Below are 23,519 nucleotides of genomic sequence, written 5' to 3' on the forward strand. Positions count from 1 at the left end.
GACGGGGCCTTGTGGGGGCGTACCGTCAGGCGTAACTTACCGTAAGTGGCTACTGACATATCGGGGTTCGCCGCCCTGGCGGACCCCACACGGCGCGAGATCTACGAGCGCGTCGCGGCCCGGCCGTCGTCGGTCGGGGAGCTCGCCGCCGGGCTGCCCGTGAGCCGCCCGGCCGTCTCGCAGCACCTGCGCGTGCTCAAGGACGCCCGGCTGGTCGCCGACGAGGCCGTCGGCACCCGCCGCGTCTACCGCGCCGACCCCGAGGGGCTCGCGATGCTCCGCGAGTACCTGGACCTGTTCTGGCGCCGTTCGCTCGACAGCTTCGCCTCCGTCGCAGAGGAGACCTTCCATGACCACCCCGACCCGACCTGAGACGGACGCCGGCCCCCACGCCGTGTCCGTGGCGGTGGACGTCGCCGCCCCGCGCGCGCACGTCTTCGACGTGTTCACGCGGCAGACGTCGACCTGGTGGGACCCGGACCACCACCTCCTCGACGACACCGTCGACATGGAGGTCGACCTCCGGGCCGGCGGCTCGATCACCGAGGTCGACGCCGCGGGGAACCGCTGCACGATCGGCCGCGTGCTCGTCGTCGAGCGCCCCGCGCGGTTCGCCTTCACCTGGGACGTGTCACCGCGCTGGGAGGTCGAGACCGACCCCGCCCGCTGCAGCGAGGTGCACGTCTCGTTCGTCGTGGTCGACGAACGCCGCACCCGCGTCGTCCTCGAGCACCGCCACCTCGGACGGCACGGGGACGGCTGGAAGGGGATGCGGGACGCCGTCGGCGGCGCCGACGGCTGGGCCGTCGACGTGCGACGCCTGGCGGAGGTCGCGGGCGCCTGACGGCTACCGGTCGAGGAACAGCTCGATCACCGGCACGGCGACGTCGGGCCGTGCCGTGGGCAGGTGCAGCGTGAGCGTGCCGGGCGGCTGCCCGCCCGGGTTGGTGTTCCATGCCTTCTGGTCCGGGTCGGACACCGACGTGCGCAGCTCGGAGCCGTCGTGCAGCAGCTGGGCGTAGCGCACCCGGTCGGCGAGCCCGCGCAGGTGGACGTGCCCGAAGGGCCACGCGAACAGGTGGACGTAGAGGCGGTCGTCGCGCTGCGTGAGCACGGCGCCGGGCGGCAGGCCGGGGTCGACGGCGGCAGCCAGGTCGGGGTCGGCCGGGCCGGCGCCCCGGATCGAGCGCCCGTGCAGGCGGGTCCACGCCCCGAGCGCGGCGAGCGTGGCGGCGTCGCGGGCAGGCACCGCGCCCCGGCCGTCGGGACCGACGTTCAGGAGCAGGTTGCCGCCCTTGGACACGGTGTCGACGAGCATGCGCACCAGGAGGTCCGGGTCCTTGAACCTCGTGTTGTCGCGGTCGTACCCCCAGCTGCCGTTGAGGGTCTGGCAGGCCTCCCAGACGACGAGCTCGCCCGCGGCGTCGCGCATCGGGGCGTCCGGCTGGTACTGCTCGGGGGTGACGAGGTCGCCGGGGATGCCGAGGCGGTCGTTGACCACGGCCTGGGGCTGCAGCTCGCGGACCATGGCGAGCAGGCCCTCGGCGTCCCAGTCCTCGGGGCGCTTGCCGGGCCAGCCGCGCCGGTCGCGGGTGTCGGTGAAGTCGAAGAAGACGTAGTCGACCGGCCCGTACCCGGTGAGCAGCTCGCGCACCTGGGCGTGCAGGTACTCGCGGTAGCGGGCCATGTCGCGGCCGTCGTTGAGGGCGTGGCCGTCGGGGTCGTCCCGGCGGGGGTGGTCGGCGTCGACCGTGTAGTCGGGGTGGTGCCAGTCGAGGAGCGAGTGGTAGAGCCCCAGCCGCAGGCCCTCGGCACGGACGGCCTCGGCCAGCTCCGCCACGAGGTCGCGCCCGCGGGTGCGGGCGATGCTGTAGTCGCTGACGGCGGAGTCCCACAGGGCGAAGCCGTCGTGGTGCTTGGTGGTCAGCACGACGTACCTCATCCCGGCGTCCTTGGCGGCGCGCACGAGGGCCCGCGCGTCGAACAGGTCCGGGTCGAACACCTCGGCGTAGCGTGCGTACTGCTCGACAGTCTGCTTCTCGAAGCTCATCACCCACTCGTGCCGGGCGGCCGCGGAGTAGAGGCCGAAGTGCACGAAGAGGCCGAAGCGGGCCTCGGTGAACCACGCCTGCTCGGGGCGCAGGGGCGGGGCGGCCGTGGTCATGCGGATCACTCCTCGTCGAGCGGGCGGGGCCGGCTCGGAAGCCGGTCGAGTCGTGCACACAGAGATATGACGTCTTCGCGTGCGATCTGAGGATACTCGGGGCCGACGGGGCTGGCGCAAGCGGATGGAGCGCCTATACATTGGATGAATCAGTCCGCAGGCCGAGGGAGTCCGGATGTCCGACGTCGTCGTCGACGCGCACCACCACCTGTGGGTCCGCGCGCGGCACCCGCAGGACTGGATCGACCCCACGACGATGGCGGCGATCGACGCCGACTTCACCGCCGCCGACCTGCCCGCCGCGTCGCACGACGTCGACGCGACCGTCGTCGTGCAGAGCGTGAGCACCTGGGCAGAGACCGACGACCTGCTCGACGTCGCCGCCTCGCCCGAGGGGCGCGCGGCGCGCATCGCCGGCGTCGTGGGCTGGGCAGACCTCTTCGATCCTGCGCTCGAGGACCGCCTCGCCGCGCTGCGCGAGGGCCCGGGCGGCGACCGCCTCGTCGGGATCCGCACGATGGTGCAGGCCGAGCCCGACCCGGGCTACCTCGACCGCCCCGACGTGCACGCCGGCATCGCGGCCGTCGGCGCGGCAGGCCTGCCGTTCGACCTCGTGGTCCGCGCCGACCAGCTCGCGTCGTGCGGCCGACTCGCCGCCGCCCTGCCCGACACCCGGTTCGTGCTCGACCACCTCGCCAAGCCGCCGCTCGCGGCGCTGCCCGACGTTCCGGCCGCCCTGGACGCCTGGCGCGCCGACCTGGCGGCGCTCGCGGCCCGCCCGAACGTCGTCGCGAAGCTGTCCGGGCTGGTCACGGAGGCGCGCTGGGACTCCTGGACCACGGCGGACCTGCGCCCCGCCGCCGACCACGCGCTCGAGGTCTTCGGTCCCGACCGCCTCCTGCTCGGCAGCGACTGGCCCGTCTGCCTCCTCGCCTCCGGCTACGGGCGCTGGTGGGCCGCCGCCGACGAGCTGCTGGAGTCCCTGTCCGACGACGAGCGCGCCGCCGTGCGCGGCGGCACCGCCGTCGCCACCTACGGCCTCGCGGTCGACCACCTCACCACCCGCACGAAGGAGCACCCGTGAGCACCGCCCCCCTCGAGAACCCGCCGGAGTTCGCCGGCATCCGCGCGATCGTGACCGGGGGCGCGTCCGGCATCGGCGCGTCCGTCGTGCGCGCCCTGCTCGCCCGCGGCGCCCAGGTGGTCGCGATCGACCGCACGCGGGACGGCGTGCCCGACGGCGCCGGCGCCCAGGTCGCCGACGTCACCGACGACGCCGCGGTGCGCGCCGCCGTCGAGGGCGCGGCCGCCGAGATGGGCGGCATCGACGTCGTCGTGAACAACGCCGGGATCGGCGCGCAGGGCACGGTCGCGGACAACGACGACGCCGAGTGGCTGCGGGTGCTCGACGTCAACGTGCTCGGCATCGTCCGCGTGACGCGGGCGGCGCTGCCGCACCTGCGCGCGTCGGAGCACGCCGCCGTCGTGAACACCGCCTCGATCGCGTCGTGGTCCGGACTGCCGCAGCGCGCCCTGTACTCCGCGAGCAAGGGTGCCGTGCAGGCGCTCACCCTCGCGATGGCGGCCGACCACGTGCGCGAGGGCGTCCGCGTGACCTGCGTGAACCCCGGCACCGTGGACACGCCGTGGGTGGGGCGGCTGCTCGATGCCGCCCCCGACCCGGCCGCCGAGCGCGCCGCGCTCGCGGCCCGCCAGCCCACCGGGAGGCTGGTGAGCCCGGAGGCCGTCGCGCACGCGGTCTGCTACCTCGCGAGCCCGCTCGCGACCGCCACCACCGGCACCGCGCTCGCCGTCGACGGCGGCATGCACGAGCTGCGCGTGCGCCCGCCGGAGCAGGCGTGAGCGCGCTGCCCTCCCGGGAGGTCCGGGCGACCGGGGTCCGGCTGACCGGCCTCGGCTACGGGGCGGCGCAGGCCGGCAACCTCTACCGGGCGACGACGGACGCGGAGACCCAGGAGGCGGTCGACGCCGCGTGGGACGCGGGCGTCCGCTACTTCGACACGGCGCCGCACTACGGGCTGGGTCTGTCGGAGCGGCGGCTCGGCGCGAGCCTGGCCGGCCGCCCGCGGGACGAGTACGTCGTGTCGACGAAGGTGGGGCGCCTGCTGGTGCCCTCCCCGGAGACGGCGCACGCGAAGGACCCGGACATGTTCGACGTGCCCGCCGCGACGCGGCGGGTGTGGGACTTCTCCCGCGACGGCGTGCTGCGGTCGCTGGAGGCGAGCCTGGAGCGCTCCGGCCTGGACCGGGTCGACGTCGTGTACCTGCACGACCCGGACGACCACGAGGAGCAGGCGTTCACCGAGGCCGTCCCGGCGCTGGTGGAGCTTCGCGACCAGGGCGTCGTCGGCGCGATCGGCGCCGGGATGAACCAGTCCGCGATGCTCGCGCGGCTCGTCACCGAGGCGGACGTGGACGTGGTGATGTGCGCGGGCCGGTTCACGCTGCTGGAGCAGCCCGCGCTGGCCGACCTGCTGCCGGCGGCCGCCGCGCGCGGCGCCTCCGTCGTCGTGGCCGGCGTGTACAACTCCGGGCTGCTGGCCCGCGACGTCGTGCCCGACGACGCGACCTACGACTACGCCCCGGCGCCTGCGGCCCTGCTCGACCGCACGCGCCGCATCGCCGCCGCGTGCGCCGAGCACGGCGTCACGCTGCCGCAGGCCGCGCTCGCCTACGTACGCACCCACCCCGCGGTGACGAGCACCGTGGTCGGGCTGCGCACCGCCGACCAGGTGCGGCAGGCCGTGGACCGGCACGCCGCCGTCGTCCCCGCCGACCTGTGGACCGACCTGGTGGGCCGGGGGCTCCTCGCCCCCGAGGCCCACCCCGACGCCTTCGCGTGACGTCCCGTCCGTCCCGCCGCCCGCATGGCGGGACGGATGTGACCGGGACGCGACCCGGGCGCATGATCGAGGCGCCCCCCAGAGAGAACAGAGGACATCGATGCAGCTGCTCCGCCTGGGCCCGGTGGGCCAGGAGATCCCCGCCGTCACCACCGACGGCGCCACCTACGACCTGCGACCGCTGACCGGCGACGTCGACGGCGGCTTCCTCGCCGCCGGCGGCATCGCGCGCACGCGCGCCGCCCTCGCCGCCGGCGAGCTGCCCGTGCTCGACGGCGCGGACGGCCTGCGCCGCGGTGCCCCGATCGCGCGGCCCACCGCCGTCGTGTGCGTGGGCCAGAACTACGCCGCGCACGCGCGGGAGTCGGGCGCGGAGCCGCCGCGCCTGCCGATCATCTTCTTCAAGCACCCGAACACGGTGGTCGGCCCCGACGACACGGTGCCGATCCCGCCCGGCTCGGAGAAGGTCGACTGGGAGGTCGAGCTCGCGATCGTCGTCGGGAAGCAGGCGAGCTACCTGCCGTCGCCCGAGGCCGCGCTGGCGCACGTCGCCGGGTACACCGTGGTGGACGACGTGAGCGAGCGGGCCTGGCAGCTCGACGACTCCCTCGGCCAGTGGTCGAAGGGCAAGTGCGGCCCGGCGTTCCTGCCGACGGGCCCCGCGCTGGTGCCCGCCGACGAGGTGGACACGAGCGACCTGCGCCTGCGCTCGTCCGTCAACGGCGAGCCTCGCCAGGACTCGTCGACGACGGACATGATCTTCGGCGTCGCCGAGATCGTGCACCACCTGTCGCAGTACATGACGCTCGAGCCGGGCGACCTGATCTGCACCGGCACCCCCGAGGGTGTCGCGCTGTCCGGCCGGTTCCCGTACCTGGCCGACGGCGACGTCGTCGAGGTCGAGATCGACGGCCTCGGCCGCCAGCGGCACGCGTTCGCCGACGCGCGCGTCCCGGCCGCGGCCACGCGGGGCTGACGTGCTCCGCTACGAGCTGTTGCACCCGGGCCTCGTCGCGGCGCTCGCCGCGGCGGGGCACGGGTCGCGGGTGCTGCTCGCCGACGCGAACTACCCGCACTCCACGGGCGCCCGGCCGGGCGCCGCGCGCGTGCACCTCAACCTGCGGCCCGGCCTGCTGACCGTGGACCAGGTGCTCGAGGTGCTGCTCGACGCCGTGCCCGTCGAGTCCGCCGCCGTCATGGTGCCCGGCGGTGTGGCGGGCGACGTCGTCGCCGCGGGGGAGGAGATCCCCGCGCACACCGGCTACCGGGCGATGCTCGGGGCCGAGGTCGGCTGGGACGAGCTGGACCGCTTCGCGTTCTACGACGCCGCCCGGTCCGACGACGTCGCCCTGCTGGTCGCCACGGGCGACCAGCGCGTCTACGCCAACCTGCTGCTCACGATCGGGGTCCGGACCCCGTCCGCGTAGCGTCGTCGAGGGGCTCCGCCGGGTCGGCGTCCACGAAGTCGACCAGCATGTCGAAGCTCATCATCTCGAAGATGTCGCGGACCAGCTGCGGAGCGCCGACCACCCGCGGGTGCGGGCCGTTCTCGCACGCGAGGACCACGAGGCGCACGCCGGAGGAGTCGATGAACGTGACCCTGCGCATGTCGAGGGTCTTGCGGCCCTCGCCCGCTGCCTCCAGCGTGGCGTAGACCTCGTGGGCGACGGCGACGTCGATCTCGCCCCACATCTCCCACCGGAGTCCGTCGTCGCTCAGGTTGATACCACCGTGGGTGGCCATGATCCGTTCCTCTCGCGCGCGTCTCCTGCTGGTGACCGGTGGCTTGATCGCAGGCGACGCCCAGTCTAGGTGCGGCCACCGGAGGCTGACCCGCGGGGTCAGTCCTCGGTGGCCTCCGGGCCGGGGAGGGTCTCCTCGACGTCGAGGAGGTGCGCGGCCATGCGCACGCGCGCGGCCTCGGCGTCGCCGGTGGCCAGGGCGCGCCAGACGGCCTCGTGGTCGCGCTGGGTGCGGGCCTCGGCACCCTCCTCGTGCAGCCCCCGCCAGAGCCGCTCCCGGGCGGTGCGGCCGGCGATGGCCTCGACGAGGGCGGTGATCACGGGGTTGCCGCCCTGGTCGGCGACGATCCGGTGGAACGCGGTGTCGGCCTCGATGAAGGCGGCGTGGTCGATCTCGTCCTGCGCGAGGGTGCTCGCCGCTTGCTCGAGCACGACGCGGGCCTCCTCCAGCGCCGCCGGGGTGATGCGGTGGGCGGCCAGGCCGGCGGCCTCGGTCTCGAGCACCCGCCGGACGGCGTGGAAAGGGCGCGCGCTGGTGTCGCCGTGCAGGTCCACGACGAACTGCAGCGAGGACATGAGCCGTGCGGGGTCGAGGCTGGTGACGTACGTGCCGTCGCCCTGGCGGGTGTCGAGGACGCCGAGCACGGTGAGGGCGCGCACCCCCTCACGCAGGGAGCCGCGGGAGACGCCGAGCCGGTCGGCGAGATCCTTCTCCACGGGGAGCCGGTCGCCGGGGCCGAGCTCGCCGCCGGTGATCATGCGGCGGACGCCGTCGACGACCTCATCGGTGCGGGACATGCCCTGGATTATGGCCCAGTTCCCGCGCGGGTGCACCGATTCCTCCGATGAATCCGGGGCCGTCCGTGCGTGGGCCCGCCGCGGTCCGTAGCCTGGCGCGATGGCAGACCTCACGCTCGACCGGCTGCTGGACCTGGAGCGCCAGGGGTGGGACGCGCTGTGCCGGAGCACCGGGGGCGCGTTCTACGGCGACCTCATGACGCCCGCCGCGCTCATGGTGCTCGTCGACGGCTCGGTGCTCGACCGCGACGCCGTCGTCGCCTCGCTGGACGGTGCGCCGCCGTGGGACTCCTACGACCTGCGCGACGCGCGCCGCGTCGGTCTCCTGGACGGCGCTGCCGCGCTCGTCTACCGCGCGCGGGCGGTGCGCGGCGACGACCCGCCGTTCGTCGCGCTCATGGCGAGCACCTACGTCGTCGTCGACGGCGAGCCCCGGCTCGTGCTGTACCAGCAGACAGCGCTGTGAGCGGGGGGTCGTCAGGCGGGGACGATGAGCCCGGCGGTCTGGGTGCGGGCGCGCTGGAGGCGGGCGGCGACGTCCTGCCAGTTCGCGATGTTCCAGACGGCCTTGACGTAGTCGGCCTTGACGTTGAGGTAGTCGAGGTAGAAGGCGTGCTCCCACATGTCCAGCATGAACAGCGGGGTGATGCCGACGGGGACGTTGGCCTGCTGGTCGAAGAGCTGGAAGATGGCGAGGCGCTGGCCGATGGAGTCCCAGCCGAGCACGGCCCAGCCGGAGCCCTGGATGCCGGTGGCGACGGCGGCGAACTGGGCCTGGAACTTGTCGAAGGAGCCGAAGGCGTCCTTGACGGCCTCGGCGAGCTCGCCCTCGGGCTGGCCGCCGCCCTCGGGGGAGAGGTTGTTCCAGAAGACGGTGTGGTTGGTGTGGCCGCCGAGGTTGAACGCGAGGTTCTTCTCGTGCAGGTTCACCGCGGCGTTGTCGCCGGACTCGCGGGCCTCGGCGAGCTTCTCCAGGGCGGTGTTGGCGCCGGTGACGTAGGCCGCGTGGTGCTTGTCGTGGTGCAGCTCCATGATCTTGCCGCTGATGTGCGGCTCGAGGGCGCTGTAGTCGTACGGCAGGTCGGGCAGGGTGTAGACGGGCATCTCGTCCCCTTCGTCGTCGCGGATGTCGTTGCTGGTCACGCTACGACCTGAACCCTTGTTGAGGTCAACGTGTTCCGGGCAACGTGTCCCAGGTCACCACGGTCACGACGTCCACGCAGCGCCGCCGGGGAAGCGGAACTCCGCCACGGACTCCGGGCGCATCTGGGTGGAGTAGCCGGGCGCGGTCGGCACGACGTACGACACGCCCTCGCCGAGGTCCTCCACCAGGCACGGGTCGGTGAAGTGCTCGTGCAGGTGGTCGACGAACTCGGTGATGCGCCCGTCCAGCGACCCCGACACGGCGACGTAGTCGAGCACGGACACGTGCTGCACCATCTCGCACAGGCCGACGCCGCCGGCGTGCGGGCAGACGGGCACGCCGAACTTCGCGGCGAGCAGCAGCACCGCGACGATCTCGTTGATGCTGGCGAGGCGGCCCGTGTCGAGCTGGCAGTAGTCGGTGGCCCCGGCCTGGAAGAGCTGCTTGAACATCACGCGGTTGTGGCAGTGCTCGCCCGTCGCGACGCGCACCGGGGCGACGCCCTCGCGCACGGCGGCGTGGCCGAGGACGTCGTCGGGCGACGTGGGCTCCTCGATCCACAGCGGGTCGAACCGCTGCAGGGCGCGGACCCACTCGATGGCCTCGGGCACGTCCCACACCTGGTTGGCGTCGATCATCAGCGTGAGGTCCGGGCCGAGCTCCTCACGCGCGATGCCGAGGCGGCGGACGTCGTCCTCGAGCCGCGCCCCGACCTTGAGCTTCACGTGCCGGTAGCCGGCGTCCACGGCCTCCCGGGTGAGGCGGCGCAGCTTGGCGTCGTCGTACCCGAGCCAGCCGGCCGACGTCGTGTACGCGGGGTAGCCGCGGCGCTCCAGGTGCGCGATGCGCTCGGCCTTGCCGGGCTCGGCGGCGCGCAGGATCTCCAGCGCCTCGTCGCGGGTGAGGGCGTCCGAGAGGTAGCGCAGGTCCGCGACGTCGACGAGCTGCTCGGGCGTCATGTCCGCGAGCAGCCGCCACACGGGCTTGCCGGTGCGGCGCCCGGCCAGGTCCCACGCCGCGTTGAGGACGGCGGCCAGCGACAGGTGCACGACGCCCTTCTCCGGCCCGAGCCAGCGCAGCTGGCTGTCGGCGGTGAGGTCGCGGTACGTGCCGCCCAGGTCGCCGACGACGTCGTCGACGTCCCGCCCCACCAGCCGCTCGGCCTGGTGCCGGGCCGCCAGGGCGACGACGTCCGTGCCGCGCCCGATGGTGAACGTCAGGCCGTGTCCGGCCAGCGGCTCGCCCGCGGGGTCGGTGCCGTCGGTGCGCAGGACGACGTAGACGGCCGAGTAGTCGGCGTCGGCGTTCATGGCGTCCGACCCGTCGGCCGTGCGGGAGGTGGGGAAGCGGACGTCGGTGATCTCGACGTCGGTGATGGTGGGCATGCGCACCTCTTCGTGGCGACGGGCATAAAGATCGGATGACTGAGAGTCAACCTAGCGGCAACACGTCGGACACGGCAACGAGCATGCGGTACTCGCGGGGCAAGAGATCCGAGGACTGGGGGCGTCAGGCGCGGGTCGAGCCGCGCTCGACCAGGTGGACGGGGACGGTCACGTGCTCGTGCGGACCGTCCCCGCCGGCCATCCGCTGCTCGAGGAGCCGCACTGCCGTGGCCGCCACGACGTCGTAGCCGGGGTCGACCGACGTGATCCCCGGCGGGACGAAGCGCGAGACCCCGAGGTTGTCGAAGCCCACCAGCTGGACGTCGTGGGGGACCCGCACGCCTCGCTCGGCGAGCGCGGCCACCGCCCCGAACGCCACGGTGTCGTTGACGGCGAAGAGGCCGTCGAACGGCATGCCGTCGTCGAGCAGCCGGGTGACGGCGTCGTACGCGGCCTCGGACGTGAAGTCCGGCACCGGCGTGACCAGGCGCTCGTCCGCGACGAGCCCGGCCGCGCGGTGCGCCTCGGCCCATCCCGCGTGCCGGTCCGACTCCATGCCGACCGACGCCTCGGCCGAGGCACCGAGGGCGAGCACCCGCCGTGCCCCGCGTTCGAGCAGGTGCGCCGTCGCCAGGCGGGCGCCCTCGACGTTGGCGAGGCGGACGTGGTCGAACTGCGGGGGCACCTCCCGCTCGCCCAGGAGGACGATCGGGGTGGACGTCGGGACCCGGTCGAGCTCGTCGCTGTGCAGGCCGGCCACCGAGAGGAGGACGCCGTCGTACATCCGCAGCCGCGGCATGCTCAGCGACTCCATCTCGCTGCGCGCGTCCGCGCTGGTGCGCTCGACCACGAGGTGGCGGCCGCCGGCCTCGACCAGGGGGGCGATCCGGTCCGCGACCTCGCCGAAGTAGTCGTGGAAGCTGGGCACGATGAGGGCCACCGTGTCCGTGCGGCCGGCGCGCAGGTGCCGGGCGGTGAGGTTCACCTCGTACCCCAGCGACTCGACCGCCGCGAGCACCCGGTCGCGGGTGGGCTCGCCCACGCGCTTGTTGCCCGTGAGCACGTTCGAGACGGTCATCATCGACACGCCCGCCTCCCGCGCGACGTCGCTCATCGTGACCATGCGCCACCTCCCGGGGTGATCCTGCCAGGCCGTGCGCGGCGGCGTCGTGCCGGCCTTGACGACGCGATTCCGCCATGTCAGGGTCGGCCCGGATTAACGATAAACCGAGAAGGGCTCGACGATGCGCTCCGACGATCCGTACGGCTATCTCCTCGTGCACTTCGTGGAGGACCCGGCGGGCCACGGGGAGCGCGTCCACCTCAGCCTCAGCGAGGGTGACGACCCGCTGCGATGGCGTCCGCTCCACGGCGGCGCGCCGGTCCTCGAGACCACCGCCGGCACCACCGGCGTCCGCGACCCGCACGTCTCGCGCCGGCCCGACGGCAAGGGCTTCCACCTCGTCGCCACCGACCTGCGGGTGTGGCGTCCCGCCGGTCCGGACTGGCACGAGTACGCCCGCCGCGGCAGCCGGGACGTCGTCGTCTGGGACTCGCCGGACCTCCTGACGTGGTCGGAGCCGCGCCACGTGACCGTCGCGCCGCCGCACGCGGGCATGGCCTGGGCGCCGGAGGTGTTCCACGACGCGGACACCGGCGTCCTCGTGCTGCACTTCGCGGCGGCCCTCTATGCCCCCGACGACCCGCGGCACGAGGGGCCCTGCGTACCGCGGATCATGACCGCAACCACCCGCGACCTCCGCACGTTCGCCCCCGCCGAGACGTACCTCGAGCTGCCCGGAGGGGTGATCGACATGACGGCGGTGGCCGTCGGCGACGAGGTGCACCGGTTCGCGAAGCAGGACGACGGCGCGCCGGGGTCGTGGCAGGTCTTCCACCAGGTGGGGTCGTCGTTCTTCAACCCCGCCTTCCGGACGCTCGCGACCGGGCTGGGCCAGGGTTTCGGCCCCGCGGTCGAGGGTCCGCTCGTCTTCCCGACGCACGACGGGAGCCGGTGGTACCTGTGGGTGGACCAGTACGGCCGCCCGCCGCAGGGTTACAGGGCGCTGACCACCACCGACATCTCGTCCGGACGGTGGGATCCCGTGCCGGAGGACGAGCTGCACCTGCCCCCGCACACCAAGCACGGCGCCGTGCTCCCGCTCCGGCGCGGCGAATGGAATGGCCTTGCCCGGCTCTGACCAGGACGACGCACGACGAAGGAGACACATGAGAAGAACGCTCGTGCCGTTCACGCCGGAGGATGCGGCGTGACCGGCCTCGACCACCGCCGCACCCGGAGCGTCGTCACGCTCACGGACGAGGAGGGCCGCCCCCTCGCGCACGAGGACGTCACGGTGCGCCAGGTGCGCCACGCGTTCGAGTTCGGCTGCGCGGCCTTCGAGGTGGCGGGCGCGGACGCCGGCTACCAGGACCTCTGGCTGGGGCTGTTCGACACGGCGACCCTGCCCGTGTACTGGGGGCGCTACGAGCCGCGGCGCGGGGAGACGGCCCTCGCCGACCTCACCGAGGTGGCGCGCTGGTTCGCCGACCGGGAGGTGCGCCTCAAGGGGCACCCGCTGGTGTGGCACACGGTCAAGGCCCCGTGGGTCGACCGCCTGCCGCTGGACGACGCGGAGCGGCTGCTGCGCGAGCGCGTGCGCCGGGAGGTGCGCGACCTCGCCGGCCTGATCGACACGTGGGACGCCATCAACGAGGTGGTGATCATGCCCCGGTTCACGAACGAGCCCGACGGCGTCCCCAACGCGATCAGTCGTCTGTGCGCACGACTCGGCCGGGTCGAGATGGTGCGGCTGGCGGTCGACGAGGCGCGCGGCCCGGGCACGTCGCCGCGCCTGCTGATCAACGACTTCGACCTGGGGCCCGAGTACGAGCGGCTGATCGAGGAGCTGCTCGAGGCGGGCGTGCGGGTCGACGCGATCGGGCTGCAGTCGCACATGCACCAGGGCTTCCGCGGCGCCGACCGGCTGCTCGAGGTCTGCGACCGGTTCGCCCGCTTCGGGCTGCCGCTCCACTGGACCGAGACGACGCTCGTCTCGGGCGACCTCATGCCGGCCGACGTCGAGGACCTCAACGACCACCAGGTCGCCCGGTGGCCGTCCACGCCCGAGGGCGAGGCTCGCCAGGCGGCCGATGTGGTGGCGCACTACTCGGCGCTCGTCTCCCACCCGGCCGTCGAGTCCATCACGTACTGGGGTCTCGGCGACGCCGGGGCGTGGCTCGGTGCCCCGGCGGGGCTCGTGCGGGCGGACGGCACGCCCAAGCCGTCCTACGACGCCCTGCGGTCCCTGGTCCGCGACGTGTGGTGGACAGGCCCGACGCCGGGCCGCACGGACGCGGCCGGGCGGATCGAGGTGGAGGGCTTCGCCGGCAGGTACGAGGCGCGCTGCGGCGCGTCGTCGGCGACGGTCGACCTGGCGGCGGGAGAGCGCGCCGTCGAGCTGCGCCTCGCACCCTGATCCACCGGACGGACGGGGGTTGACGGGCCCGGAGGCGGGCTCTAGTTTAACGCTAAAATCGCAGACGGACCGGGCAGTCGGACGGTCGGTCGGCTCGGGCGACGTGGCCCGGGGTTCTCGAAGGGGAGACACATGATGGGTGATCTGACACCGCGGGCGCGCCGCCCGTGGCGGGCCGTCCCGGCAGCCGTCGCGGCGTCGTCGCTGCTGCTCCTCGCCGCGTGCAGCGGCGAGTCGGAGGAGGGCGGCGCGGGCCTGGACAACACCGAGGCGTCGATGACCGACTTCGCCGCCGACCAGCAGTTCAAGGCGACCGAGCCCGTCGACTTCTCGATCCTGTGGACCGACTGGCCGGAGCTGCCGATCAAGGACTCGTGGCAGCTCTTCGACGAGATCGAGAAGCGGACCAACGTCACGCTCCAGCCGACCAACATCCCGTTCAGCGACGCCACGGAGAAGCGCAGCCTGCTCATCAGTGCCGGCGACGCCCCCCAGATCATCCCGCTCGTCTACACCGGCGAGGACGCGCCCTTCGTCTCGTCGGGCGCGGTGCTCCCGATGAGCGACTACGTCGACCTCATGCCGAACTTCCAGAAGTACGTCGAGGAGTGGGACCTCGGCGACATGATCGACAACCTCCGCCAGGACGACGGGAAGTACTACATGGTTCCCGGGCTGCAGGAGGTGTCCGTCCCGGTGTTCTCGATGATCATCCGCAAGGACGTCTTCGACGAGGTCGGCGCCGAAGTGCCGGAGACCTGGGACGAGCTGCGCGTCGCCCTCGAGAAGATCAAGGCGAAGCACCCCGACTCCAAGCCGCTCGCCGACGGGTTCGAGGGGCAGTCGATGCTCAACTACGCGGCGCACGCCTACGGCACGGTCGCCGGGTGGGGCTTCGGCAACGGCACGTTCTGGGACGAGGGGGCCGGCGAGTTCACCTACGCGGCGACGTCCGACGGGTACAAGGAGATGGTCGAGTACTTCCACGGGCTCGTCGAGGACGGGCTGCTCGACCCGGAGACCCTGACCACGACCAGCGACGGCAGCGTGAACGAGCTCTCCGAGAAGGTGGCGAACAGCGCGGTGTACGCGGCGTCCGGCGCCTCCGGCACCGTGGCGGAGTTCCAGCTCGCCCTCCAGGAGGCCGACCCGGACGCCGAGTTCGAGCTCGTGCAGATCGCCCCGCCCGGCGGCCCCGCGGGCCAGGTCGTGGAGCCCCGCAACTTCTGGCACGGGTTCATGCTCAGCGCCGAGGCCAAGGACGACCCGCACTTCGTCGCCCTGGTCCAGTTCCTCGACTGGCTGTACTACAGCCCCGACGCGCGCGAGATGCTGCGCTGGGGCGTCGAGGGCGAGACGTACACGAAGGACGCCGACGGCACGATCACCATCGACCCGGACTACTCGCTCGACGCGTACAACATCAACCCCGACGCGAAGACCGACCTCGCGAAGGACCTCGGCTTCTCCACCTTCCTCGCGGAGTCCACCGAGTCGCGCGCCCTGAAGGAGTCCTACAACTCCGACCAGTTCGTCGAGTACATGGACCGCGTCCTGGAGAGCAGGACCCCGCGCGACCCGTTCCCGCCGGCGCCGCTGGACGACGCCGAGCTGGAGCAGGCGTCCCTGCTCGCCACCCCGCTCAAGGACACGGTGGACACGAACACGCTGAAGTTCATCCTCGGCGACCGTCCGCTGGCGGAGTGGGACGACTACGTCACCGAGCTCGAGGGGCAGAACCTGCAGGGCTACCTCGACCTGATCAACGGCGCGCAGCAGCGCTTCGCCGAGAAGAACTGATCCATGAGCACGACCTCGGACCGGCAGCTGTCGGCCCCGGCGCCGGTTCTCGACGGGCCCACGCCCCGCCCCCCGCGGGCGGACGTGGGCCGGTCGAGGCCGGCCCGCCGGTCGTGGCGGCTGAGCCTGCGCCGCGACTGGCAGCTGTACGCCCTCGCCGTCCTGCCCGTGGCGTTCCTGCTGGTCTTCCGCTACGTGCCGATGCTGGGGAACGTCATCGCGTTCCGGCAGTTCCGCCCCGGCGGCAGCATCTTCGGCGAGCGGTGGGTGGGCCTGAGGTACGTGGAGATGTTCATCCACGACCCGACGTTCTGGAAGGTCTTCAGCAACACGGTGATCCTCGGCGGGCTCACGCTCCTCGTCTGCTTCCCGCTGCCGATCGTGCTGGCGCTCCTGCTCAACGAGGTGCGCAAGAAGGCCTTCAAGCGCACCATCCAGTCGATCTCCTACCTGCCGCACTTCCTGTCGCTGGTGATCGTGGCGGGCATGGTCATGCAGCTGCTGTCGCTGCAGGGCACCGTCAACCAGATCATCGAGGGACTCGGCGGCGAGGCCGTCCCGTTCCTGCAGCGGGCGGAGTGGTTCCGCACGATCTACGTGGGGTCGGAGGTCTGGCAGACCGTCGGCTGGGGCACGATCCTCTATCTCGCCGCCCTCACCACCGTGGACGCGTCGCTGTACGAGGCGGCGCGCATCGACGGCGCGAACCGGTGGCAGCAGACGTGGCACGTGACGATCCCCGGGATCCGGCCCACGATGATCACGCTGCTGATCCTCAACATCGGCACGTTCCTCAACGTGGGTTTCGAGAAGGTCCTGCTGCTCTACAACCCGCTCACGTACTCCACCGCGGACGTCATCTCGACGTACCTCTACCGGGTCGGCCTGGTGTCCAACAACCTCAGCTACGCGGCCGCCATCGGGCTCTTCCAGGCGTGCATCGGGCTGGTCATGGTGCTGAGCGCCAACTTCATCTCGCGACGAGTGGTGGGAGCAAGCCTGTGGTGATGCAGCGCGCGACGTCGTCCCCGAGCGTGCGGTCCGCCGGCACGCCCGTCGGGGCGCGGGACACCCGGGGGTACCGGGCGTTCACGGTGTTCAACACGGTGGCGCTGGTGGTGGTGTCCCTGTTCATGCTCTACCCGTTCGTCACCGTGCTCGCGCAGTCGTTCAGCAGCCCCGGCGCGATCAAGGCCGGGATGGTGAGCTTCTGGCCGGTCGGGTTCAACCTGGACACCTACCGCGCCATGGCGCAGGACGGGCTGTTCTGGAGCAGCTACCGCAACACCCTCGTCTACACGCTCGTCGGCACCACCATCGCGATGGTCCTGACCACGACGTTCGCGTTCGTCATCTCCAAGCGGCACCTGCGCGGTCGCGGGGTCCTCATCGGCGTCGCCGTGTTCACGATGTTCTTCAACGGCGGGCTGGTGCCCAACTATGTGCTGATCTCGTCGCTCGGGCTGAAGAACACGATGTGGGCGGTGGTGCTCCCTGGCGCCGTCTCCGTCTTCAACCTGCTGGTCATGAAGTCGTTCTTCGAGAACCTCCCGCAGGAGCTGGAGGAGGCGGCGCAGATCGACGGGCTGGGGTGGTTCGGGATCTTCGGCCGCATCGTGCTCCCGCTGTCGAAGGCCGTGCTCGCCACGATGGTGCTGTTCTACTCGGTCGCGTACTGGAACGACTGGTTCTCGGCCTTCCTGTACCTCGACAAGAACGAGCTCTTCCCCGTCACGCTGTTCATGCGGAACCTCATCGCGGGGGCGTCGTCGTCGGCGTCCGAGGGCGCCGCCGCCGTCGGCGCGACCACCCAGGCCGTCTCGGCCAACATCCAGGCGGTCACGATGATCCTCACGATCATCCCCATCGTGTGCGTCTACCCGTTCGTGCAGCGGTTCTTCGTGTCCGGCGTCATGCTCGGCTCGGTCAAGGGCTGAGGGCGGCGGGCGCGTGCGCGGCTGATCGCGTGGACGACGACGAGGTTCTGCACCAGCAGCGAGAGCCCCAGCGCCAGCAGGATGCTCCCCTCCGTGACGGCCGGGGACGCGCCGGCCCCCGCGCCCGCGTCGGCGAGCTCGAAGCGCAGCGCCACGGACACCGCCCAGAGCGCGACGGTCACCCCGGTGTAGCGGAACCGGACCGACCCGGTCGGGCCTGTGGTGACCTCGACGGTGGCCCCGCGGGCCACGCCGAGGCCCATCGTGAGGACGACGTCGACGGCCAGGACCGCGATCGTGGCGCTCGCGCCCCCGGGCGACGGCAGCGCGAGCCACGGCACCAGCAGGAACGCGCCGACGAGCATGACGGCGACCGGGACGATCAACAGGCGCCCGGTCCGCACGGGTCGGGGGCGCAGGCGGAGGAGGACGATCGCCGTCAGGGTCACCAGGCCGACGAGGACCTGGGGCGGCACCGTGTCCAGCACGGAGCCCAGCGTGCTGTCCATCAGGCGGCCTCCTCGCCGACGAGGTACGCCGCCACCGCGGCCGAGAGCGCGGTCCGGAACGCGGTGGCGTGCTCGGGGTCGCCCGGGTCGTGACCGAGCGCCGACTGCCAGGACCGCCCGCCCAGCGCGTAGCCATACGCGCCGGACATCCCGAGGAGCAGCACCGCCTCGATCCGGTCGCGCGACGGGACCCGGTCCGCGGGCAGCGCCGCGCGCAGGCCCGCCTCCATCACGTCCGCGATGCCGGCGAGCCCGTCGGTCGCGAGCGCGCCGTGCTCGGGGTGCAGGGCCGACCATGCCCACAGCCGCAGGTACCGCTCGTCGTCGAGCGTCGCGAACACGACGTCGAGCATCCGGGTGGCGTACGGGACGCCGGCGTCGTCCGCGACCCGGGCGCGGACGCGCTCGCGGTGGCGTGCGTCCTCTGCGCGCAGCACCTCGCGGACCAGGCCGCGGTGGGTGCCGAAGTAGTGGCTGACCAGGCCTCGGGTCACGCCGACCGCGGCGGCGACCTGGGCGATGGTGACGGCGTCGGGACCGTGCTCGGCCACCAGCGCGGTCGCGGCGTCGAGGATCTCCTGGCGGGAGCGCTCTGGGCTGAGCCGGCGGCGTCTGCCGCGGTGGCCTGCGACGACGTTATTGTCGGTCATGCCAATAATCTAGCGCAGAGGACGTCGCGAGGGGAGAGCGGGCTCGCGGGCGTCAGACCCGGGGGAGGGCCGCGAGGCGGCTGGCGATCCGGTCGCGGTCGCGGACCTCGGCGTCCAGGACGTCGTCGGGCGCGCTCTCGGCGAGCATGACCAGCCGCACGTCGCGGTCCCACGCCACGTCCACGAGGTTCGCGAACCGCTGCACCCCGTCCGGCGTCGTCGCCGAGAGCCGGGGCACCCGCCACACGACGAGGGTGCCGAACCGGTCCACGAGGTCGAGGACGTCGCCGACGGACGTGGGCGCCTCGCACAGCTCGCCGAAGTCCAGGTGCACCACGCCCTCGGGGGTGCCGGGGCCGGCCGCGGCGAGGGCGCGCAGCGTCGTCGCGGGGAGCCGCACCAGGAAGCGGTCGCCCGGGTCCGGGGTGGCCAGGCCGAGGGAGGCGACCTGCGCGGCGCTGCCCGGCACGGCCCACGCCCCGGCGCGCCAGCCCGAGCGGTCGACGAGGTCGCTGCGGCGGCGGTAGTCCTCGCCGTGCGCCACCTCGACCACGTCGCAGCACTCGACGATCGACCGCACCAGCGGGAGCACCAGGTGGTGGTGGTGCGGGCTGGGCAGCAGTCCGTCCGGCGGGTAGTTCGACGTGGCGAGCAGCGGGATGCCGTGCCCGACGGCCTCGCGGACCAGCCGCGCCAGGATCATCGCGTCGCCGGGGTCATGGGCGTGCAGCTCGTCGAGGAACAGCACCCGCGTGCCGTCGAGCAGGCTCGCGAGCGCGCGCGGCAGGGCACCGGGGCTCCCCGACTCGCGGGCGACGGCTGCGTGCAGCCGGCGGGCGGCCTCGAAGGCGTGCACCCGCAGGACGCCGTCGTCCGGCAGGGCGGCCAGGAGGGCGTCGACGAGGAAGGTCTTCCCGCGGCCCACCGGTCCGTACAGGTAGACGCCCCGGCCCCGGCGGCGGCGGGCCGAGACGCGGGCCCCGGCGGCGGCGAGTGCGTCCGCGGCGGCGCGCTGGCCGTCGTCGAGCGTCGAGCCGAGCGCGTGCGTGGCGTCGTCGAGCGCCGCCCGCACGCGCCGCGTCTCCCGGGACGTCGCTCTCGACCGCACGGTCAGGACCCTAGGGGACGGGAGGAGGAGTTCCCTTCGAGCACGGGATCCGTGTCGCCAACCGGGCGGATGGCGACACGGATCCCGTGCTCGAAGGCGACTCGGTCAGCTCGCGGGCGCGATGCTCATCTCTCCCGCGGGGCCCTGGCGGTAGGCCGTGAAGTACCCGTCCGTGGCGAGCGGGTTGTCGGCCGCGTCGTCCAGGTAGCTCCAGACCGGCTCGCCGTCCACGCGCAGCACGACGCGGGTGCCGCCCTCGACGTCGACGGCGCCGAACGTGACCTCGTGGGTCGAGTTCGGCTCGATCACCGTGTTGGGGAACGTGTCGACCATGAAGACGGCGGGGCTCCACTTCTGCATCTCGATGACGTCCTCCTTGATCACCACGAGGTAGCCCGAGCTGCTGTTGGTCCACACCGGGTCGCCGGCGGTCTTCGACCGGACGGAGAACCCGAACCAGCCGCCGTTGAAGGCACCGACCGAGGTGTCGAACCGGAGCAGCTCGTCGCCGAACTGCCGGGGCTTGAAGCTCCACGCGCCGCGCGGGGCCAGGTGGGCCGCGCCGTCGGCCACCGTGATCCCCTCGCCCGGCGTCCAGGCCGCGGGGTCGAGGATCTCGGCGCCGAGCGACGACACGGGGTGGTCGGCCGCCTGCACCGTCACGGTGGACGACGCCGCGAGGCCGGCCACCACGGTCGACGTCGCCGTGATCGTGGCCGTGCCGGCGGCGACGCCGCGGACGACGCCCTTCGCGTCCACGGTCGCGACGGACTCGTCGCTCGAGGTCCACCCGAGCCCGGTGCGCGTGGCGTCCGCGGGGGTGAACGACGGCGCGAGCGGGTGCGTCTCGCCCGGCTCGATCGTCGCCTCGGACGGCGCCAGGGTGAGCCCGTCGGGGTCGACGCCCACGAGCGAGAACCGCACGTCGTCGAAGTCCAGCGACGCGAAGCCCTGCACGTAGAAGCCGACCTTGCCGGCCCCGTCGGGCGCCGGGTTGGCGCCCGCCACGACCTCCTCGCCGTCGAGCAGCACGCGCACGCCGCCGGCCGTCACCACGACGCGGACGTCGTACTGGGTGGAGGGCTCGAGCCCCTCGCCCGCGGGCAGCGTCACCTCCTTCACCGTGCCCCACGCGGAGTCGAAGATCGTCCACGTCGAGCCGGCCGCCGCGTGGCGGTAGCGGACGTACCCGCCCGGCGTGCTGCCGGTGCGGTCGTAGACGAGCATCTGCCCGCCCTCGGGCACCTCTGCCGGCGTCGTCACCGTGAAGTCGAGCGCGTACTCCGTGAAGGAGCGGTCGAGCTGGGAGTTGGCGCCGTTCTTGATCCGGTAGACGTGGTCGCCCGTGCCGTCGTCGACGATCGCGCGGTTCGGGTCGGTGGCCCAGCCGTTGCCGCCCGTCTCGAAGTCCGTGGAGTGCAGCACGCCGTCGCCGGCCGCCACGGTCACGGTCATCTCGTCACGGATGCTCGCGTCGGCCTTCGCCTCCGCGGTCACCGTCACCTCGCCGGGCGCGACGGCGGTGAGGATCCCCGCGGCGCTGACGGTCGCGACCTCCGGGTCGCTCGAGGTGTAGGTGACGGCCTGCTGGGTGGCGTTCCACGGCACCGCCTGCGCGGCCACCGACACCTCGTCGCCGAGCGTCACCGCCAGCTGGTCCGCGGGCAGCTGGAGCGACTCCAGGGCCACGGTGTCCGGCGTCTGCGACTGGCCGACGTGCCCGTCCGTGCCGATCTCGTCGAACGGGATCGCCTCGAAGCCGGGGATCTGGTCGAAGACGGCGGCGTCGTCGCGCAGCGTGTAGTCGCCGTTCGCCGCGTCGACGAAGCCCGGGTCGGCGTCCGCCACCCAGTTGGCGTCGTCGCCGGTCCCGTAGTCGAGGAGGTCCTTCGTGTCGAGCGCGCCCTCGGCGTTGACGTCGGGGTTGCGCGTGCGGTCGGGGTTCCACACGACGTTCCTCGCGAACGTGGAGTTGTTCGGGAAGTAGTGGTTGTCCTCGAAGAAGTGGCCCAGCTCGGGGTACTTCTCCAGGTACGGCGTGCCGACGAAGTCCTTGTTGTCGGCGAACACCTTCTTCCACTTCGGCATGTACACGCGGTCGACGGTGTTGCCCTCCCCGTCGCCCATCCACTGCGTGTAGTTGTCGTAGGGCACGGTCGTGTCGACGAACACGTTGTTCGTGGCGTCGATGTAGTCGGCCGAGCCGGACTTGATCGCGTCGTTGCCCATGTCCACGAAGACGTTCTGGCTGATCTCCAGGTCCCACGTGAAGTTGTCGGCATAGATGCCCTCGACGCCGTGCTTGGTGAGGCCGACGTCGTGGAAGTAGTTCTGCCGGAACACGTGCCCGCGCTGCTGCGGCGTCTCGCCGGAGTTCATGTAGATCGCGCCGAGGTCCTGGAACGTCTTGCAGACGTCGTAGACCTCGTTCTGCTCGAACAGGTGATCGTTGCCGTGCACGATGACGCCCGGGTGCGGCGCGTCGTTGATCTCGTTGCCGCGCGCGACGTTCCCGACGCCGTCGAACATCACGCCCGGGTTGTACGCCTTGTGGTAGTACGCGAAGTCATGGATGTGCGAGTCCTCGACGCGGTTGCGGCCGGGCTCCAGGGTCGTCTTGTCCCCGCCCTGCAGCACGACGCCGACGCCGCCGACGTGCCGGATGTCGCTGGAGACGACGGCGTGGTCGCGCCCGCCCCGGTTCACCGGGATGCCGTCGTAGGTGTACCGGCCCGGTGAGTTGATGGACACGCCGCCGTCGGAGAAGTTCTGCACGTCGCTGTGCGAGATCGTCACGTGGCTGCCGCCGAGGATGACGGCGCCCAGGGCCCGTCCGTACTCGAGGACCAGGTCGTCGAACGTCACGTACGACGCGCCGTCCGTGCGGATCATCGGCTCGTCCAGCGTCGTGACGACGGGCGCCCCGCGCTCGGCCAGGAACGACGCGTTCGGCACCAGGTAGAGCATCCCGGTGTCGCGGTCGATGTAGTACTCGCCCGGCGCGTCGAGCTCTTCGAGCAGGTTCTGCGCGAAGTGGAAGTCGGGGTACCAGGTCTTCATCAGCCCCGACATCTCGCCGTAGCGCAGCGTGATGGTGCGCGCGTCGGTGTCGATCGTCTCGATCTTGTTGTACGACCACTCCCAGCTCTGGCCGAAGATGCCGTCCATCCAGACGTCCTTCGCCTCGCCCCAGTACTGCGGGCGGTCGTAGGAGTAGCTGAACGTGCCGCCGCGCTCCTGCAGGTCGGCGTCGTCCTTGGTGGGGCCGGGGTCGACGATCTTGTTCATCTGGACGGTGTCCTTCGCGGCGCCGGCGTTGGGCCAGCGCGCGAGGGTCATGTCCTCGCCGTCCACGTACAGCTCCATCGGCGGCGTCGTGCTGACGTCGTTGGCCTTCCAGTAGCCGTGCCGGCTGAGCTGGCCGTAGTCGTCGATGCCGAGCTCGCGCAGGTCGATCTGGAGGACGTCGTCGCGCGCGGACGTCTCGATGATCCGGTCGAGCACGGCCTGGTCGGTGACGGGGGAGAAGCCGTCGTAGGGCAGCTCCTTGCCGCCCGAGATCGTCGCGGTCTCACCCGGGTAGGAGGCGTAGGTGATGGGGGCGTCCGCGGTGCCGGAGTCCTCCGGTCCGAGGAGGAACGACTCCGAGCGCTCGTACGTGCCCTCGCGGAGGTACACGGTGACGCCCTTCTTGCGCTGTCCCTTCGACAGCTCGCGGATCGCGTCGCGCGCGCCCTCGAGGCTCGCCAGGGGACGCTTCTGGGATCCCTTCGCGCCGTCGTTCCCGTCGGGGGAGACGTAGAGGACGACGCCGGCCTTGTGGGCGCCGGCGGGCGGGGGTGGTGCGGCGTGGGCCGCCGTCTGCGTCCCTGCGAGGAGCAGGGACGTCAGCAGCAGTGCTGACAGTGGTCGCTTCATTGCGAGTGCTCCGACCTCTCG

23 protein-coding genes are annotated in these 23,519 nt (G+C 72.5%); 13 read left to right on the forward strand and 10 right to left on the reverse strand.

Translation table 11 applies throughout. From position 1 onward, the window contains the following. Nucleotides 1-45: 45 nt before the first annotated feature. Nucleotides 46-372 (forward strand): ArsR/SmtB family transcription factor, encoded by a 327-nt coding sequence (locus ACQP6G_RS15800; protein WP_429765628.1) that lies wholly within the window; start codon nt 46-48, stop codon nt 370-372. Beyond that, nucleotides 350-844 carry an SRPBCC domain-containing protein gene (locus ACQP6G_RS15805; protein WP_429765630.1) on the forward strand — a complete coding sequence of 165 codons (495 nt, stop codon included), beginning with the start codon at nt 350-352 and terminating at the stop codon, nt 842-844. The genes ACQP6G_RS15800 and ACQP6G_RS15805 overlap by 23 nt, the downstream gene beginning before the upstream one ends. A 3-nt stretch (nt 845-847) precedes the next feature. Here the strand turns inward: ACQP6G_RS15805 and ACQP6G_RS15810 are convergent, their stop codons facing one another. Continuing rightward, the gene (locus tag ACQP6G_RS15810; protein WP_429765632.1) at nt 848-2,164 is read right to left on the reverse strand and encodes an alpha-L-fucosidase; all 1,317 of its coding nucleotides are present in this window, start codon (nt 2,162-2,164) and stop codon (nt 848-850) included. Nucleotides 2,165-2,339: 175 nt separating this feature from the next. Between ACQP6G_RS15810 and ACQP6G_RS15815 the strand changes: the two genes are divergently transcribed. From ACQP6G_RS15815 to ACQP6G_RS15835, 5 genes are all read left to right on the forward strand, one after another. Then, nucleotides 2,340-3,248, forward strand: a complete 909-nt coding sequence (locus tag ACQP6G_RS15815; RefSeq protein ID WP_429765634.1) for an amidohydrolase family protein — start codon at nt 2,340-2,342, stop codon at nt 3,246-3,248. Next, nucleotides 3,245-4,027: an SDR family NAD(P)-dependent oxidoreductase gene (locus tag ACQP6G_RS15820; protein ID WP_429765636.1), complete on the forward strand. Its 783-nt coding sequence runs from the start codon at nt 3,245-3,247 to the stop codon at nt 4,025-4,027. Before ACQP6G_RS15815 ends, ACQP6G_RS15820 begins: the two co-directional genes overlap by 4 nt. Next, complete coding sequence (locus ACQP6G_RS15825; protein ID WP_429765638.1) at nt 4,024-5,028, forward strand: aldo/keto reductase; 1,005 nt, start codon at nt 4,024-4,026, stop codon at nt 5,026-5,028. Before ACQP6G_RS15820 ends, ACQP6G_RS15825 begins: the two co-directional genes overlap by 4 nt. 100 nt (nt 5,029-5,128) lie before the next feature. Further along, complete coding sequence (locus ACQP6G_RS15830; RefSeq protein WP_429765640.1) at nt 5,129-6,004, forward strand: fumarylacetoacetate hydrolase family protein; 876 nt, start codon at nt 5,129-5,131, stop codon at nt 6,002-6,004. Nucleotide 6,005: 1 nt separating this feature from the next. Continuing rightward, on the forward strand, nt 6,006-6,455 hold the full coding sequence (locus ACQP6G_RS15835) for an RbsD/FucU domain-containing protein (RefSeq protein WP_429765641.1): 450 nt from the start codon (nt 6,006-6,008) through the stop codon (nt 6,453-6,455). Here the strand turns inward: ACQP6G_RS15835 and ACQP6G_RS15840 are convergent. Together ACQP6G_RS15840 and ACQP6G_RS15845 are read right to left on the reverse strand one after the other, a co-directional pair. Continuing rightward, nucleotides 6,424-6,771 carry an STAS domain-containing protein gene (locus ACQP6G_RS15840; RefSeq protein WP_429765643.1) on the reverse strand — a complete coding sequence of 116 codons (348 nt, stop codon included), beginning with the start codon at nt 6,769-6,771 and terminating at the stop codon, nt 6,424-6,426. The two genes, ACQP6G_RS15835 and ACQP6G_RS15840, sit on opposite strands and share 32 nt — an antisense overlap. Before the next feature lie 98 nt (nt 6,772-6,869). Continuing rightward, a complete protein-coding gene (locus ACQP6G_RS15845; protein ID WP_429765645.1) occupies nt 6,870-7,568 on the reverse strand; it encodes a FadR/GntR family transcriptional regulator in 699 nt (232 codons plus the stop codon). 100 nt (nt 7,569-7,668) lie between these two features. Here ACQP6G_RS15845 and ACQP6G_RS15850 point away from each other — a divergent pair, with 100 nt between their 5' ends. After that, nucleotides 7,669-8,034: a nuclear transport factor 2 family protein gene (locus ACQP6G_RS15850; protein WP_429765647.1), complete on the forward strand. Its 366-nt coding sequence runs from the start codon at nt 7,669-7,671 to the stop codon at nt 8,032-8,034. An 11-nt stretch (nt 8,035-8,045) separates the two neighbouring features. Here ACQP6G_RS15850 and ACQP6G_RS15855 read toward each other — a convergent pair whose 3' ends face one another. The 3 genes from ACQP6G_RS15855 to ACQP6G_RS15865 form a co-directional block, all read right to left on the reverse strand. After that, nucleotides 8,046-8,672, reverse strand: coding sequence for a superoxide dismutase (locus ACQP6G_RS15855; protein ID WP_429765786.1), 627 nt, complete (start codon nt 8,670-8,672; stop codon nt 8,046-8,048). Nucleotides 8,673-8,774: 102 nt separating this feature from the next. Continuing rightward, complete coding sequence (locus tag ACQP6G_RS15860) at nt 8,775-10,097, reverse strand: enolase C-terminal domain-like protein (protein WP_429765648.1); 1,323 nt, start codon at nt 10,095-10,097, stop codon at nt 8,775-8,777. A 124-nt stretch (nt 10,098-10,221) separates the two neighbouring features. Next, a complete protein-coding gene (locus ACQP6G_RS15865) occupies nt 10,222-11,220 on the reverse strand; it encodes a LacI family DNA-binding transcriptional regulator (protein WP_429765649.1) in 999 nt (332 codons plus the stop codon). Between the two features lie 121 nt (nt 11,221-11,341). Between ACQP6G_RS15865 and ACQP6G_RS15870 the strand changes: the two genes are divergently transcribed. The 5 genes from ACQP6G_RS15870 (at nt 11,342) to ACQP6G_RS15890 (ending at nt 17,313) form a co-directional block, all read left to right on the forward strand. Further along, the gene (locus ACQP6G_RS15870) at nt 11,342-12,298 is read left to right on the forward strand and encodes a glycoside hydrolase family 43 protein (RefSeq protein ID WP_429765651.1); all 957 of its coding nucleotides are present in this window, start codon (nt 11,342-11,344) and stop codon (nt 12,296-12,298) included. A 69-nt stretch (nt 12,299-12,367) separates the two neighbouring features. Beyond that, nucleotides 12,368-13,576 (forward strand): endo-1,4-beta-xylanase, encoded by a 1,209-nt coding sequence (locus ACQP6G_RS15875; protein ID WP_429765653.1) that lies wholly within the window; start codon nt 12,368-12,370, stop codon nt 13,574-13,576. A gap of 132 nt (nt 13,577-13,708) precedes the next feature. Further along, nucleotides 13,709-15,376 (forward strand): ABC transporter substrate-binding protein, encoded by a 1,668-nt coding sequence (locus ACQP6G_RS15880; RefSeq protein WP_429765654.1) that lies wholly within the window; start codon nt 13,709-13,711, stop codon nt 15,374-15,376. 3 nt (nt 15,377-15,379) lie between these two features. Then, nucleotides 15,380-16,384 (forward strand): ABC transporter permease, encoded by a 1,005-nt coding sequence (locus ACQP6G_RS15885; protein WP_429765656.1) that lies wholly within the window; start codon nt 15,380-15,382, stop codon nt 16,382-16,384. Further along, complete coding sequence (locus ACQP6G_RS15890; RefSeq protein WP_429765658.1) at nt 16,384-17,313, forward strand: carbohydrate ABC transporter permease; 930 nt, start codon at nt 16,384-16,386, stop codon at nt 17,311-17,313. The genes ACQP6G_RS15885 and ACQP6G_RS15890 overlap by 1 nt, the downstream gene beginning before the upstream one ends. On the opposite strand, the gene ACQP6G_RS15895 is transcribed toward ACQP6G_RS15890, so the two are convergent. The 4 genes from ACQP6G_RS15895 to ACQP6G_RS15910 all read right to left on the reverse strand — a co-directional run bounded on the left by ACQP6G_RS15895 (nt 17,253) and on the right by ACQP6G_RS15910 (nt 23,498). Next, nucleotides 17,253-17,822 carry a hypothetical protein gene (locus ACQP6G_RS15895; RefSeq protein ID WP_429765659.1) on the reverse strand — a complete coding sequence of 190 codons (570 nt, stop codon included), beginning with the start codon at nt 17,820-17,822 and terminating at the stop codon, nt 17,253-17,255. The two genes, ACQP6G_RS15890 and ACQP6G_RS15895, sit on opposite strands and share 61 nt — an antisense overlap. Continuing rightward, on the reverse strand, nt 17,822-18,472 hold the full coding sequence (locus tag ACQP6G_RS15900) for a TetR/AcrR family transcriptional regulator (protein WP_429765661.1): 651 nt from the start codon (nt 18,470-18,472) through the stop codon (nt 17,822-17,824). The genes ACQP6G_RS15895 and ACQP6G_RS15900 overlap by 1 nt, the downstream gene beginning before the upstream one ends. A 52-nt stretch (nt 18,473-18,524) precedes the next feature. Beyond that, nucleotides 18,525-19,580 (reverse strand): cell division protein ZapE, encoded by a 1,056-nt coding sequence (zapE, locus tag ACQP6G_RS15905; RefSeq protein ID WP_429765663.1) that lies wholly within the window; start codon nt 19,578-19,580, stop codon nt 18,525-18,527. 105 nt (nt 19,581-19,685) lie between these two features. After that, a complete protein-coding gene (locus tag ACQP6G_RS15910; protein WP_429765665.1) occupies nt 19,686-23,498 on the reverse strand; it encodes an Ig-like domain-containing protein in 3,813 nt (1,270 codons plus the stop codon). Between the last annotated feature and the right edge of the window lie 21 nt (nt 23,499-23,519).

Origin of the sequence: Isoptericola nanjingensis (assembly GCF_050311635.1) — a bacterium.
Classification (GTDB): Bacteria; Actinomycetota; Actinomycetes; order Actinomycetales; family Cellulomonadaceae; genus Isoptericola; species Isoptericola nanjingensis.